General features: G+C 45.3%; 10 protein-coding genes. 9 read left to right on the top strand and 1 reads right to left on the bottom strand.

Going from position 1 to position 14,281, the window contains the following annotated elements; translation table 11 throughout:
* The coding region (locus WA407_RS25950; protein WP_336078678.1) for an IS3 family transposase at positions 1-95 on the top strand (95 nt) is incomplete at its 5' end.
* 75 nt (positions 96-170) lie between these two features.
* Here WA407_RS25950 and WA407_RS25945 read toward each other — a convergent pair.
* Entirely contained in the window at positions 171-2,264 is a 2,094-nt protein-coding gene (locus tag WA407_RS25945; RefSeq protein WP_336078712.1) for a pectate lyase family protein, read from the bottom strand.
* Positions 2,265-2,637: 373 nt separating this feature from the next.
* Between WA407_RS25945 and WA407_RS25940 the strand changes: the two genes are divergently transcribed.
* The 8 genes from WA407_RS25940 to WA407_RS25905 all read left to right on the top strand — a co-directional run bounded on the left by WA407_RS25940 (position 2,638) and on the right by WA407_RS25905 (position 14,091).
* On the top strand, positions 2,638-3,159 hold the full coding sequence (locus WA407_RS25940) for a ClbS/DfsB family four-helix bundle protein (RefSeq protein ID WP_336078711.1): 522 nt from the start codon (positions 2,638-2,640) through the stop codon (positions 3,157-3,159).
* A 75-nt stretch (positions 3,160-3,234) separates the two neighbouring features.
* On the top strand, positions 3,235-3,870 hold the full coding sequence (gene udk / locus WA407_RS25935; RefSeq protein ID WP_254327286.1) for a uridine kinase: 636 nt from the start codon (positions 3,235-3,237) through the stop codon (positions 3,868-3,870).
* 261 nt (positions 3,871-4,131) lie between these two features.
* On the top strand, positions 4,132-5,691 hold the full coding sequence (locus tag WA407_RS25930) for a response regulator transcription factor (protein ID WP_336078710.1): 1,560 nt from the start codon (positions 4,132-4,134) through the stop codon (positions 5,689-5,691).
* A gap of 38 nt (positions 5,692-5,729) precedes the next feature.
* On the top strand, positions 5,730-7,544 hold the full coding sequence (locus tag WA407_RS25925) for a cache domain-containing sensor histidine kinase (RefSeq protein ID WP_336078708.1): 1,815 nt from the start codon (positions 5,730-5,732) through the stop codon (positions 7,542-7,544).
* Between the two features lie 341 nt (positions 7,545-7,885).
* Positions 7,886-9,175, top strand: coding sequence for an ABC transporter substrate-binding protein (locus WA407_RS25920; protein ID WP_235306937.1), 1,290 nt, complete (start codon positions 7,886-7,888; stop codon positions 9,173-9,175).
* A 101-nt stretch (positions 9,176-9,276) separates the two neighbouring features.
* Positions 9,277-10,173 carry a carbohydrate ABC transporter permease gene (locus WA407_RS25915; RefSeq protein WP_013308301.1) on the top strand — a complete coding sequence of 299 codons (897 nt, stop codon included), beginning with the start codon at positions 9,277-9,279 and terminating at the stop codon, positions 10,171-10,173.
* Positions 10,170-10,994, top strand: coding sequence for a carbohydrate ABC transporter permease (locus WA407_RS25910; RefSeq protein ID WP_013308300.1), 825 nt, complete (start codon positions 10,170-10,172; stop codon positions 10,992-10,994). Before WA407_RS25915 ends, WA407_RS25910 begins: the two co-directional genes overlap by 4 nt.
* A 52-nt stretch (positions 10,995-11,046) precedes the next feature.
* A complete protein-coding gene (locus WA407_RS25905; protein ID WP_336078707.1) occupies positions 11,047-14,091 on the top strand; it encodes a glycoside hydrolase family 2 TIM barrel-domain containing protein in 3,045 nt (1,014 codons plus the stop codon).
* Positions 14,092-14,281: the final 190 nt, after the last annotated feature.

Genomic DNA, 14,281 nt, shown 5'->3' with positions numbered 1-14,281 from the left:
AATACATTAATTACTACAATCACAAGCGCATCAAGTCAAAATTAAAAGGTATGAGCCCGGTACAATACCGAGCTCATGCCCAACTGGTTGCATAAAAATAGTTGTCTAACTTTAAGGGGTCACTTCACAACAGAGCTTATCTGTACTGGCTGCTTTTTTATATGGCCTACCTATTCGGAATCTTCTTCCACTATTGCATTTTTCGTAACGGACGTATTGTACACCGTTTTGAGCCAGTTTTCACTCGACCAGTTCAGCTTACCTGCACCTGCTCCATCCTTGGCCTGCAATTGAGCAACCAGATTGGCAGGATCTTCGGCTGTATAGCTGTATGGCAACGTTGTGAACCCATTCCAAGAAAAGTCCTTGGTCTTGGCAGGATAAGGGGCTAACGGGCTATTCGCAGCGTCACTGCCTCCTCTGAATACGGCACCGTTGTCCGAAAAGATAACGTCTTCGGCTTTGATTTTACCTGTGTAATCCGCTTTGTTAGGATCTTTTTGATTATTACGCACTGGAGAGAACACATCAATCAAATAAGACTTTTCTAGCAACACCGCGCCGTTTTCTGTTGAAATTGCACCATTACCCACGACATCAAAATGGTATCCTTTTGCAGCAATTGCTTTAGCCATATCAGAAGTAATTCTTTTTTTTGCTCTGGCCAATCCGGCATCGTCCATAACGATGTTATATGCATGAGCATTACCACCACGCAGACGAGGCATGCGATCCTGAATATCCAGATAGTAATTATGATGCAGCGTCACCTCCAGGTCTGCATTGTCGGAAGCCATTTCCGTAGCACCGATTAGATGAGCCTTCTTTTGTCCTGCTGCAATATCAATGATATCTTCTTTACTCATGCCTACTGCACTGCTTCTCAGATACGCGTACATAGGATAGGAAGACTTGTCTGCTTCCATCGCGTTGACTTGTTGGGTTACCCAGCTGTTGGAGCTGCGGTCATCTCCTTTGAACAAAGACCAGGAAATCGTAACTCCGTTACTACCTTTTTTCACATCTACCAAACCATCATAGGCTTTGTTAAATGTACAGTGGTCGATCCATATCTTGGAACTTGTACCTTCGATGGTAACATAATCCCAGTCATTCTTATCATAGTTCCCTTTGGTTGCTTCATCCCACTCCCAAAGCTCATCAAATTCGAGGTTACGGAAAATCAAATTAGAGCTTCTTTTGATGACAAATCCAGCATGTTTGATTTTCGCACCATTGGCAGAGAAAATCGTAACCCCATTCATATTTTCGATATAGACTTTGCTCACACCTGTCTTTTTCAGAACAGGATGCGTCTGTACAGGATTGTTGGCACTAAAAGGCATTACTTTGGCAGCACTAGGAATTTCATTCCAACCGAGATCAAGATCGTTCATAATCTCAATCACTTTGACTTTGCTGCCTTTCTTCAGTGCTTCGTTGAGATCTACAGCATTGTATACCTTTTTGTAGTTGGCATCTGTATCCGCAATGTTGCCACCACCTGTATTACCATACGAAAAGCCAGTCAAATTATAGTTATTTTTGGAGGTTACATCAGGGTCCACCCCAGGAGTCGGTTGTTCTGTACCTGGTGTCGGATTCACAGGCGGTGTTCCTGGATCTACCTCAGAAGAAGCACCGGATACCATCACATTATCGAATTGGGCAGCTGCTTTGGAGGTTACCAAGCCAATGGCTCCAGCAGTGAGGCTGGTGTCTGTTGCGGACAGTTCCAGTTGATCATTGACATACATTTTGATTTCCGAACCGGATAGTTCCAGCTTGACTCTGTACCATGTATTCGTGTCCAGTTTGTATTTTTTATTCGTAGCCAGTGTCTTCATAGAGCCTTTGACTTTTTTTCGAATCTCAAGAGCTCCGTCTTTCTTGTTATACAACGATGCTGCATAGAAGTTGTTGGAATCTGTGTATCTACCTGCAACGTAGACTCGATTGGAGCCATTAAAATCATTTACATATACATCTGCTTGCACGCTATAGTTCGTCCATGAGGCGTTACCTTTGACGGAATGGCTTTCGCTTCGAGTAGATTGTTGGTATGTAGATCCATTCCCATCCTTGACCACAGACCAGTTCCCCGATCCTGCGGTCCAGCCTTGAGCTTCCCCTTGTTCAAAATCATCACTTATCTGTAAATTCCCATCCGCATGTGCATGACCCAGCAACGGTAATGATAAAGACAGTACCAACGTACTGCTTAACATTACACTTGCACATTTTTTTAAAAAACTCGACTTCATATAACAGTCTCCTTCTCGATTAGATTCATGAATACTAAAGCAAAGGTTGCACCGTTTATCGGACATGACATGCCCACCGGTATATAACGTACTGATGAAGGGAATAATATTCCAACACCAATGAGGGCCCTAAGCGCTATACTCCAATAATTATAGACACTTAAATAAATATTAAAATATGTCTAATTACTTATCTTTTGTCTTAATTTCTCTATTAATTTTTCATCCTTTTTCGTGAACACACCAAATGATGTTTCATAAAATCACAAAAAACGATATTTTTTTATTTTTGAATAAGACATACGGTTGTCATATTGGGAATGGTACATATAAAGGGGTGAATATCATCCATATCATGTAAAGGAGCGATGAGATGTCCAGTTACGAATACGCCTCCAAACCAGAGTTAAAGGAAGCCATTCATGTCTCCTACTTACGATTTGACGGTGAGTTCCAGGAGATCGACGAAAGCCAAAAGGATATTCGTATCCCCGAAGTAGATAAAACACCTGCTGAAATGATCGCCTACCAGCTCGGATGGCTTCATCTTGTCATGACATGGGACAGGGACGAACGGGAAGGAAAAACCGTGATCATGCCCGCCCCCAATTATAAGTGGAATAGACTAGGCGAACTATATCAATCATTTTACAAGACCTACTCCCACCAATCTTTACGTGAATTACGCGATATGTTCAAGTTGGCTGAGCAAAAGTGGCTGGATTGGATCGACACACTTAGTCATGAAGAGCTCTTCACTCAGGGCGTTCACGACTGGACAGGGACTAATCCGAAATGGCCTATGGCAAGATGGATTCATATCAACTCGGTGGCACCGTTTAAAACATTCAGAGCCAAGATACGGAAATGGAAGAAATACAAAGTCCAACAGTGATGAAAAAAAGTGTGCATTGTGCTACAATACTTGAGTTGTATCGGGATACATTTAGGGAAGGGTAAGTGAAACGCCATGCTTATTATTGGTATTGCCGGCGGTACAGGTTCCGGTAAATCGACGGTAGCACGCGCCGTCGTTGAGCGTCTGGGATCTAATAAAGTGACTTTCATATCTCAGGATAACTATTATAAAGACCATTCACATCTGAGCTATGATGAACGTGCTTTGGTCAATTATGATCATCCGTTTGCCTTTGACAACGAATTGCTTATTGAGCATCTCCACTGTCTGAAAAAAGGACAAGCGACACAAGCGCCAGTGTATGACTTTACAGTTCATGCCCGCTCCACGGACGAGACGGTAGAGCTTCTGCCAAATCATATCGTTATGTTGGAAGGTCTGCACGTATTGTCAGACGAAAAACTCCGCAGCCTGCTTGACATCAAAGTATTTGTGGATACTGACCCTGATGTGCGCATTCTCCGTCGGGTTCTTCGCGATATTGAGGAACGCGGCCGCACCATCCATTCGATCCACGATCACTATTTGACTACGGTTAAGCCGATGCATGAGGCATTTATTGAGCCTTCCAAGAAATACGCTGACCTGATCCTTCCTGAGGGAGGACACAATGAGGTTGGTATTCAACTGCTGTCTATTTTGACTGAAAAATATTTGGCGGGAGATCGAACATGGGGTACTGTATAAGGTAATCCCGGTTGTTTAGGCTGTCGAGATTTTCTCGGCTGCCTTTTTTGTTGTTTTATATGCCATTTGGACTAAATTTTTTTTGGAATCCCCGCGTGGTTTATGTTAGCATGTAAAGATTAAATGCTTTAGATTTAAGCTAAGTTGGAAGCGTTGTCAAATATGTGCCTCAGATGATATGACGTCCACGTGATGGAGGTCTTTTTTGAATCAGGATTTTTGCAAAATCCTCGAATAGGTATAATTACGGAGAGTGCTGCCATGAATGAACTATGCAACATTTTGATTGTGGATGATGAGATATTAGTACGGCAAGGGATTAAACACCATTTATCGTGGGAACAGTATGGATTTCGAATTGTTGGTGAAGCTTCTAACGGTAAAGAAGCATTGGAGCTAATTGAAACCTTGCGCCCTCATATAGTCATTACAGATATCGTAATGCCGATCATGGATGGCGAGGAGCTGACGCGCATAGTCAGACAGAACTATCCAGATATCGAAGTCATTGTACTTAGCAGTTACGGCGAGTTTAATTACGTGCGATCCACCTTTCAGCAAGGGGTTGCTGACTATATTTTAAAACCCAAGCTAGACACCGATGAGCTGCTCCATGTGCTCCAGAGAACCGCTCGCAAAATTCCATCCATTCAATATCAAGCAGATGCCGGGAATAGTCAAATTACGATAGATCATGTGATCGAAAAGCTGATCTCCGGGTATAGCATGGACTATGACGCTGAGCTGCTGAAGCAAGCATTTCCTTATGCCCGTTTTGCGCTCATAGGTATAGAACAGTTGGCACAGCAGGATAAAGGGCGCTCCATCTCTGCCTCGGACCTATTTTCCAAGCTTACGGATCAAGTATCCTCTGCCTGTGAGTACATCGTACTGCGACAACTGCCATCTGATGTCTATGCGGCTGTGTTTTTAGCCAATCTTGATCCACGGGAAGTAGACGCCTGGATGGCTGCGGTTAGGGAAGTTGCTCAGGAGACGAAGCAGTTCGATCCACAGACAGGCTGGGCAGTTAGCCATTTATTTGATGACTTCAATCAGATTAGTGACGTCTATCAGGATGAACTGCCAAAACTGCTGAGTTACCGCTTTTATTTCCCAGGAACAGCGCTGCTAATAGAAGACGAACTTCCTCAACCTGTACAAGTGAACAGCTCGTTCAACTTAAAACAATTTACAGAAGAGATGAAGCGTGAGCATTTTGATACAGCTTTTCAGGATTTGAGATCCTATGTAGCCGCCATGTCCGGTAACTATACCTCTACCGCTTTTGAATTCAAATCGCTTCTCGGAAATATCGTGTTCAACATTACGATTTTGCTCGGGAATCAGGGGTATGATATGAAGGAGCTGGATGCGGCGAAATATTCCTATTTCAAAACAATTAATGATGCCCCTCATGTACATGAAGCCGTGCGCCTTCTGGAGACTTTTCTGGAGGAAGCGAACAGACAGATCATGGCTAAAACACAGCAAGGAAGTAGCGCAAGCATGAAAAAACTGCTGGAGTATATTGAGGAGCATCATGCTGAAACACTCAATTTGACGACACTTGGGCAATATTTTCACTTTAACCCTTCCTACTTGTCCAGTTATTTTACGGCACACCATACAGAAGGTTTTAGCGAGTATCTCAACAAAATTCGGGTTGAAAAAGCAGCGGAGTTACTACGGTCGGGGACGATGTCCATTTCGGATATTAGCAGCACGGTAGGCTATTCGGACCCCAGCTATTTTACCAAAGTGTTCAAAAAAGTGAAGGGTTACTCGCCCAGTCAGTACCGCCGGGAGCATCTCTATTAGGGAGTAAGCCACATCTGCCAGTAGAAAAGAGATTGAATATGAAAAGATATATCCATAAGATCAAATATCAAGGTCTGTTCTTCAAAATCTTTATTGTTATGGTGGTCAGCATCACTGCGGTGTCCTTGCTGACCTCTTTGGTGACGATTCGGATGTCTGAACGACTTTTTGCTGAAACATTCAGTATTACAAATGCCAAGGTACTCAGCCAGATTCAATCCAGCTTTGAATCCTTCAATGATTCTATCGTGAATGCTGTAACCCATGCTTCGGAAAATGGAACGGTCAAGAACTATCTGACTGGCGGTCAATCTGACTCGATTAACTCGGCGAGGATTTACTTCGGAATGGCACAGCAAATGAAGCAAATTAAATCGAACGTGGATGCCTATGATGTCGGTGTCGCTGTAACAGGTCTGAACGGCCGGAGCTTTTACTCCGACTCGTCCTATTGGCCTGTAACTGCGGAAGAGCTTAAGAGCAGTGCTATTACAGCCCGAAGTGTAGCACGACCGGCACAGCTTATGTATCAATTGGATACTGAATTGTTGCAGCAACAAATGAATAGTACCCCGCAAAAGCCAACACCCTATATCATCGCCTCCAAACCATTTATGGAGCGGACCAGCGGCACCCTGTATGGCATGATCTACATCGCTATCCGAGAGCCTGAATTTCGCCGTTTCTATAACAATTTCACGAGCAACGGCAATGATGTGCTTATTTTGGACAAGTCGGGACTGATTGTATCGAGCAACCGCCAGGACCTGATCGGACAACGCTCCAGTGAACTGCTAGGCTATGCCACAAAAATCAACGAACAGGGACTTAACTACATTAATGCGGATGTGATGAGTAAGGAGAGTATCCTCCTTTCCAACTATATCCCTTCATTTGATTTTTATCTGGTGAACATGATTGACAGACAAGCCGCCATTGGGCAAATTATTGACGTTAAATCCGTTGTATGGATCTGCATTGCCATCGTACTGATTGCTTTGGTGATCGTTTTTCTGATATCCCGTCGACTGATTCGTTCGCTGACTCGACTGGTGAAGCAAATGTCGACCATACGCGAGAAAAATTTTGATAATTATATCCCGGTAACGGGCAGCTATGAGGTTAGACAATTAAGTCATGCTTACAACTACATGCTGGATGAACTAAATGACTATATCCGTAAGCTTTTAGAGACGCAAAAGGGTCAACGGAACGCAGAGCTTGCTGCACTACAACGGCAGATCAATCCGCATTTTCTGTACAATACACTGGCTTCAATCAAAATGCTGGTGCTCAAAGGAAACAAGGAAACAGCCGCCGAGACGATCAATGCACTCATTTCCTTACTGCAAAATACAATCAGCAATGTGAGTGAAACAATCACCATCGAGCAGGAAATGGCCAACATGCAAAATTATGTGTTCATTAACCATGTACGCTACGGGCAGCGGGTACAAGTGAATTATTTTGTATCACCCGATTGTCTGGAGTACCATGTGCCCAAGCTCATCATTCAGCCTTTTATCGAAAACTCATTTTTCCATGCGTTTAATGAAAAGAATGTAGGCCACATCTATATATTGGTGTCCAAAACGGAGGATACATTGATCTGTGAGGTGGTCGATGATGGAGATGGTATGGAATTGGACGGGCATACGGCGCAGGACGGACTGCCGAATCCCAAGAGCAAGCGCCAACTGTTCACAGGCATCGGCATCCAGAATGTGCACAACCGCATTACCCTTTTATATGGAGAAGAATACGGCGTGACCATCTCCAGTAAAAAAGGCGAGGGCACCAAAGTCAGAATGACCCTGCCATTGATCGTAAAACCCGCCCCTCCTACCCCATAAAAAATATAGGCTGAACTAAACAAAGAAGGTGGAACAAGAACGGAGTGGGCGGAATGGTGCTGTACAAGCAACAGCGATGGGAAGCACCATCCGGCCGCGCAGTGGCGCTTCGTGAACAACTTTAGTTCAACCTAAAAAAAGTACCTAAACCAAAACAAAATACAAATGTAAGCGGTGCCTTTTTTGATAAATCATAATAATAACACCAATCCGTATAAAGATATTCCTAACGCCGACAAAGTATGGATGGTACACTAGATTTATAAATAAGGTAACCGCTTTCATTTAAGAGATTTAGAACTAGCAAGCAACATATAAAAAAAGAGTAGGGGTTGAACAAAATGAAAAAAATGACTTTCCTTCTGCTGATTGCAAGCTTGATCTTGCTATCCGCGTGCTCCAGCAATTCCGAGAAAGCAGCTACTACCACAGATTCAGGCAAAAAAGAAATCACCGTCTGGGCTTGGGACCCGAACTTTAATATCGCAGCTCTGAAGCTGGCAAAAGATCGATACGTTGCCAAACATCCAGATGTAACCGTAAACATTGTTGAATATGCTCAAAACGATATCGTACAAAAAATGAATGCCGGTCTTAACTCTGGTTCTACCAAAGGACTGCCGAACGTGGTTCTGATTGAGGATTATCGGGCACAGAACTTCCTGCAAGCCTATCCCGATTCTTTCCATGATATGAGCAGCACGATCAAAGCATCCGACTTCGCTGATTATAAAATCGGACCGACTAGCTACAACGGCAAGCAATACGGTGTTCCATTCGACTCCGGTGTTATGGGATTGTATGTAAGAACGGATTATTTGGAACAAGCCGGCTACAAAGTAGCAGACCTGACCAATATTGATTGGGACAAATTTATTGAAATTGGTAAAGCCGTAAAACAAAAAACAGGCAAAGAAATGCTGACTCAAGATCCGAATGACCTCGGTCTGATCCGTGGTATGATCCAAGCCGCAGGTTCATGGTACCTGAAAGAAGACGGTAAAACACCAAACCTGGCTGGTAATCCAGCTCTGAAAGAAGCGCTCTTGACGTACAAATCCTTGTTCGACGCTAACATTGTTAAAATGAATGCCGACTGGAGTCAGTTCCTGGCCGCATTCAACAGCGGTGCAGTTGCTTCCGTACCTACAGGTAACTGGATTACACCTTCGATCAAAGCAGAAGCTTCGCAATCGGGTAAATGGGCCGTTGTTCCTTTCCCTAAGCTGAAAAATATACCTGAATCCGTGAATGCTTCCAGCCTCGGTGGCAGCTCCTGGTATGTTCTTAACTCGGACGGTCAAGATACCGCTGCTGATTTCCTGAAAGAGACATTCGGAACAGATCCAGAGCTGTATCAAGATATGCTGAGCAAAATTGGAATTGTTGGTTCATTGAACGCAGCTTCCAGTGGTAAAGCTTATGACGTAGAAGATCCGTACTTCGGTGGGGACAAAGTATACAAGAAATTTGCAGAATGGACTAAACAAGTTCCAAAAGTCAATTATGGCCTGCACACGTATGCCATTGAGGATATCATGACCGTTGAAATTCAAAACTATCTGAACGGAAAAGATGTAGACGCAGTTCTGAAAGATGCTCAAGGACAGGCGGAAGCACAGCTTAAATAAGACAGTCCATCTAGCCAAGGCTAAACAATAAAACGATAAGCACTTAAAACCTTGGGCTTGCGAGTTCAAGGTTTTATTGCTGCACAGGGAGTTGACATGGTATGAAGACAGCCGCGCCCAAAATAACTACAACACGTCTCAAAGCAGGTATGACAGGATGGTTGTTCATATCCATCGCAGTGATCATGATTGCCGCTTTTTATTTCTATCCGATGATTCAGGCGCTTATCTTGTCCTTTAAGACAGGTACAGGGTCTAATCTGAGCTTTAATGGCATTGATAACTACAAGCGATTGTTCACCGATAAAATGTTTATAACCGCCGTGAAGAATACGTTTATCTATTTGATTTTCCAAGTACCTTTGATGGTCATTCTGGCTCTGTTCATTTCGGTATTGTTGAATGATAAAAACCTGAAATTCAAGGGCTTTTTCCGCACAGCTATCTTCTTGCCGTGTATCACATCCCTTGTAGCATACTCGGTTGTCTTCAAGTACCTGTTCTCGTCCGACGGTCTGGTAAACTCCTTATTGCTGAATCTGCACGTGATTGGCACGCCCATCCAATGGATTACAGATCCTTTCTGGGCCAAGGTTACGATTATTATCGCGATCACATGGCGCTGGACTGGTTATAATATGATCTTTTACCTGTCCGGTCTTCAGAACATTGACAGTTCCATCTACGAAGCGGCCCGTATTGACGGAGCTTCCCCGATCCGACAGTTTTTCAGCATTACGGTTCCACTGCTTAAGCCGATTATCCTGTTCACTTCGATTACATCGACGATTGGTACACTCCAGCTCTTCGATGAAATTATGAATATTACCAAGGGTGGACCAGGGAACGCGACATCTTCAATTTCGCAATATATTTACAATCTATCCTTCAAGTATTCATCCGACTTTGGTTATGCGGCGACCGTATCTTATTCCATCGTCATTATGATCATTATCTTGTCGATTATCCAGTTCAAAGTGGCAGGTGAGAAAAAATGATGAAAACAAAAAGAGCATTTACGTACGCCTTTCTGATCCTTGTGTCGTTCGTTTCGATTTTTCCGTTCCTGTGGATGCTATCCAGCGCCACGAACCTGTCGGTCGATGTGACTAAAGGCAAGCTGCTGCCTGGCTCCCATCTGATGGATAACATGCACAATCTGCTTGAAAAAGTAGACATCGTTACCGCACTAAGTAACTCTGCAAAAGTCTCTATCTCAACTACGCTGCTGGCTATGCTAATCGCATCACTGGCCGGTTATGGCTTTGAAATTTACAGAAGTAAAGCGAAAGACGTTGTCTTCAATATCCTGCTGATGTCTATGATGATTCCGTTTGCGGCGATCATGATCCCGCTCTACCGGATGTTCGGCAGCATTTCTAATGTCATACCGTGGATCGGTATTGATACACTCTCTTCTGTCGTCATTCCGACCGTAACTACGGCGTTCCTGATCTTCTTTTTCCGTCAAAGCACCAAGATGTTTCCAAAGGATCTACTGGAAGCAGGTCGTATGGATGGATTATCCGAGCTGGGTCTGTTCTTCCGGGTGTATATGCCTACGATGAAAACAACCTATGCCGCTGCCGCGATCATCACATTCATGTCCAGCTGGAACAACTACCTCTGGCCTCTGATTGTGCTGCAAACGCCGGAGAATCAAACGATTCCGCTGTTGATCTCGAACCTCGGCTCCAGCTATGCACCGGATTACGGTGTCATCATGATCGCCATTGTCCTGTCCACACTGCCGACTGCACTGGTATTCTTCCTGATGCAGAAACACTTTGTAGCGGGCATGGTGGGTTCGGTTAAATAACAAACTTCTGTGTACGATCTTCATTTCATTTTAAAAATAAGGAGTGTTCGCCTTGACCATCCATACCCCTAGTCTGGACTGGCTGACCGACGTAACCAAATTTGCTGTACATCGGCTGCCCGCCTATTCCGATCACAAATATTACGCTACGCTTCAGGAAGCGGAGCAGCAAGCTGATATGGCTTGGCGTCATAGCCTGAATGGGAGCTGGAAGTTTAACTATGCAACAAATCCAGCCAGCCGTCCGGTAGAGTTCTATACCCCAGGCTTTGAGTACGGCGGCTGGAGCGATATTCAGGTACCGGGTCACATTCAGACGCAAGGCTTTGGCCAAATGCAGTACGTGAATACGATGTATCCGTGGGACGGACATTCGGACGTTCGCCCACCCCATATTCCGGAGGATCACAACCCGGTCGGAAGCTATATCAAAAGCTTTGTTTTGCCGGAAAATATGGCTTCCGACGCGCAACCTGTGTTCATTTCTTTCCAAGGCGTTGAGTCGGCTTTCTATGTATGGTTGAACGGACAATTTGTCGGTTACAGCGAGGACAGCTTTACACCGTCTGATTTTGAACTGACACCATTCCTGCAAGCAGGCGAAAACAAGCTGGCAGTAGAGGTATATCAAAGAAGTACGGGAGCGTGGCTAGAGGATCAAGACTTTTGGCGTTTTTCCGGTATTTTCAGAGATGTGTACCTCTATACCATCCCTACGCTTCACGTACGTGACCTGCATGCCAAGGCAGATCTGGATGCTCCCTACACGCAGGGCCTTCTGGAACTGAAATTGACCTTGGAAAAGCCGACAACGGCCTATGCAACTGTCGATGTGAAAGATGCTACCGGTCATGTTGTAGCTTCTTTGAAAGCTGACTTTACGGATGGCACGGCTTCACTGTCAGCAACCTTGGAGCAAGTGCAGCGGTGGAGCGCGGAAAAACCCTATTTGTACACGTTGTTTATTCAAATTTATGATGCCAGTGGATCGCTCGTGGAAGTCATTCCACAAAAAATCGGCTTCCGTAAATTTGAGCTGATCAACAAGGTCATGCATTTGAACGGCAAACGTATCGTCTTTAAAGGTGTGAACCGCCATGAATTCAACGCTCGCACCGGACGTGCGATTTCCCGTGAAGATATGCTGTGGGATATTCGGACGCTCAAGCAGAATAATATGAACGCTGTCCGCACCTCTCATTATCCAAATCAGACGCTGTGGTATGAGCTATGCGATGAGTACGGAGTCTATGTAATTGATGAAATGAACTTGGAAACACACGGTTCCTGGCAAAAACTCGGTGCCGTCGAGCCATCGTGGAATATTCCTGCCAATCTGCCTGAGTGGCAAGATATCGTCATGGATCGCGCCATTTCCATGCTGGAACGGGACAAAAACCACGCGTCCATTCTGATCTGGTCTTGCGGAAATGAGTCGTATGCAGGCGAAGTGCTGCGCAATGTCGCTAACTATTTCCGGTCCACCGACCCGAGCCGTCTGGTACACTACGAAGGCGTGTTTCACAATCGTACGTACGATGATACCAGCGATATGGAGAGCCGGATGTACGCCAAGCCCGCTGATATCGAGCAATACTTGAATGACAATCCACAAAAGCCGTATATCAGCTGCGAATACATGCATGCGATGGGTAATTCCGTAGGCGGCATGCACAAGTATACAGAGCTGGAGAACAAATACGAGCTATATCAGGGCGGTTTTATTTGGGATTATATTGATCAGGCTGTTATGAAAAAAGATCGATACGGACGCGAGTACCTCGCGATCGGCGGCGACTTTGACGACCGTGCTACAGACTATGGCTTCTGTACGGACGGAATTGTCTATGCAGATCGGAAGGTTTCACCGAAGATGCAGGAGGTCAAATTCCTGTATCAAAATCTGAAACTCATCCTGGATACCAAAGGTGTGACCATTCGCAACGAAAACCTGTTCGAGGGAACAGGCGACTATGAGCTAGTATATAGCCTGCTGCATGAAGGCCAAGAAATCGCACGTAATGCCATTCATGTAGATGTAGCGGCTCAGAACGAAGCCTATATTCCACTGACATTCCCTAATACGGATGGAAAGCCTGGTGAGTACGTTATTCACACCGCTCTGGTTTTGAAGGAAGCGACGCTCTGGGCTGAGGCTGGACACGAAGTGGCCTTCGGACAGCATATTTTCATCGTGGAAGATCCAAATCCACTGAAGATCCCTACGGTCGGTGCCTTACGAGTGGTGCATGGCGATGTAAATATTGGCGTTCACGGTGCAGATTTCAGCATGATGTTCTCCAAAGGAGCAGGCAGCCTGACTTCACTTCGCTACGCCGGACGTGAGATGATCGCTACGCCTCCTGCTCCATTGTTCTGGCGGGCGACCACAGACAATGATCGTGGAACCGCACTGGGCTTTGAAGCCGGTGGCTGGTTCGCTGCAAGTCTGACACGTAAATGCGTGGGCATCGAGGTCACGGAAGAGCAGACAGACCGTGTAACCGTTACATTCCGCTACACGCTGAGCATCCATGCCAACGTACAGGTAACGGTAGCCTACACCGTCTTCGCCGACGGTAGCCTAAACGTAAAATCCACCTATGAAGGTGTATCAGGACTGCCTAACCTACCGATCTTTGCCCTTTCGTTCAAGGTTCCGGCGAACTATCGCCATCTGGACTGGTACGCGATGGGACCGGAAGAGAATTACATCGACCGTGCCTTTGGCGCAAGACTAGGCGTATTCCGCAACGAAGCTGCGGATAACGTGTCCGGGTATGTTGTACCGCAGGAATCCGGCAATCGTACAGGCGTGCGCCGTGTCGATATTACCGACGATTCCCAGCGAGGCATTCGCATTACCGCACCTGCCACCGCGCCGGTGGAATGCAATATTTCGCCGTATACAGCGTTCGAGCTGGAAAGCGCCTACCATCTGTATGAGCTGCCCAACGTGTATTACACCGTTGTCACCGTAGCTGGAAAGCAAATGGGTGTAGGCGGCGATGACAGCTGGGGTGCTCCAGTACATGAGGAATATCAAATTTCAGCCGATCAAAAGCTGGAATTCGAGTTCACCGTGCAGCGGATATAAATAAGCACGCTCACTGTATAGACAAGTAGATATAACAAAAGCCCTTCCACTGCTTCCCTCATGGGGAACTGACCCCATAACGTGAGACAAATCAAAACACCTTCAAGAGAATCAAGCCATGTCGTAAGATATGGAGATAACCTTGGAGGTGTTTTTACGTTGGCAACGAGAGTTAGCTATCCAGTAGAAG

This window comes from Paenibacillus sp. 203, assembly GCF_037027525.1.
Taxonomy (GTDB): Bacteria; Bacillota; Bacilli; order Paenibacillales; family Paenibacillaceae; genus Paenibacillus; species Paenibacillus polymyxa_B.
Note: the sequence above shows the minus strand (reverse complement) of the source record. Positions and strands in the feature narration are given on the sequence as shown.

Excerpts from the sequence above, each read along its gene's own strand:
- WA407_RS25945 (WP_336078712.1), bottom strand. The coding sequence starts at position 2,264 with ATGAAGTCGAGTTTTTTAAAAAAATGTGCAAGTGTAATGTTAAGCAGT.
- WA407_RS25940 (WP_336078711.1), top strand. The coding sequence starts at position 2,638 with ATGTCCAGTTACGAATACGCCTCCAAACCAGAGTTAAAGGAAGCCATT.
- udk (WP_254327286.1), top strand. The coding sequence starts at position 3,235 with ATGCTTATTATTGGTATTGCCGGCGGTACAGGTTCCGGTAAATCGACG.
- WA407_RS25930 (WP_336078710.1), top strand. The coding sequence starts at position 4,132 with ATGAATGAACTATGCAACATTTTGATTGTGGATGATGAGATATTAGTA.
- WA407_RS25925 (WP_336078708.1), top strand. The coding sequence starts at position 5,730 with ATGAAAAGATATATCCATAAGATCAAATATCAAGGTCTGTTCTTCAAA.
- WA407_RS25920 (WP_235306937.1), top strand. The coding sequence starts at position 7,886 with ATGAAAAAAATGACTTTCCTTCTGCTGATTGCAAGCTTGATCTTGCTA.
- WA407_RS25915 (WP_013308301.1), top strand. The coding sequence starts at position 9,277 with ATGAAGACAGCCGCGCCCAAAATAACTACAACACGTCTCAAAGCAGGT.
- WA407_RS25910 (WP_013308300.1), top strand. The coding sequence starts at position 10,170 with ATGATGAAAACAAAAAGAGCATTTACGTACGCCTTTCTGATCCTTGTG.